Source organism: Citrobacter sp. VF227 (assembly GCF_052950715.1).
Map to the genome: position 1 here is coordinate 1 of NZ_JBRFVF010000096.1, position 723 is coordinate 723.

A 723-nucleotide genomic window follows, 5' to 3' on the forward strand; every position below is an offset into this window, starting at 1 on the left:
TGCCCAGCGCGTCCGGCAGGAGCGCGAAGGGCTTCTTCAGCCGGAACTGGATCGTCCGGTCGTCCGGGGCCGAGAGCTCGTCCGTGTAGGCCATGAGGGTCTGGCCCATCGCGTCGCGCTTGCCCCAGCGCGCGACGCTCGCGACGCAGTCGCGGGCCAGCACCGGGCTGCCGTCGTGGAAGGTCAGCCCGGGCCGCAGGGTGAGGCGCCACAGCTTGCCGTCGTTCTCCACCGTGTGGCCCGCCACCATCTGCGGCTGGGCGGCGTAGCCGGCATCGGTGCCGTAGAGCGTGTCGAAGACGGCGAGCCCGTGGTTCCGGGTGACGTAGGCGGTCGTCCAGATCGGATCGAGCACCGTCAGGTCGGCCTGCGGGATGAACTTGAGCGTCCGGGCGGCGCCGCCCTGCGCCAGGGCCGGTGCCGCGAGGGCGGCGCCCGACAGGGCCATGAAGGATCGTCTGTTCAGCATGCCGACTCGCCCAAGCGTTGCAGTCCCGCGGAGGTTAGCACGTGGCGGGCCAAGCGCGTCACGGGCGCGTCACGGGCGTATCACGGGCGCGCCGGTCAGCGTGCCGCCGCCAGATCCTGCACGAGGGTCAGGACGCGGCGGCGAAGCTCGGGATCGTCGATGCGCCTGTAGGCGTGCAGCAGGGCGTCGGCCTCGTCGGCACGCCCGCCGGCGACGGCGGCGCCGCGCTCCGCACCCTGCGGGCCGTACAGGGA

Annotated in this window: 1 protein-coding gene; it reads right to left on the reverse strand. The window is 73.2% G+C overall.

Annotated features, from left to right (window positions below; genetic code table 11):
- A partial coding sequence (locus ACU8YC_RS25245) for an ABC transporter substrate-binding protein (protein ID WP_446895995.1) occupies window positions 1-469 on the reverse strand: 469 nt, incomplete at its 3' end.
- Between the last annotated feature and the right edge of the window lie 254 nt (window positions 470-723).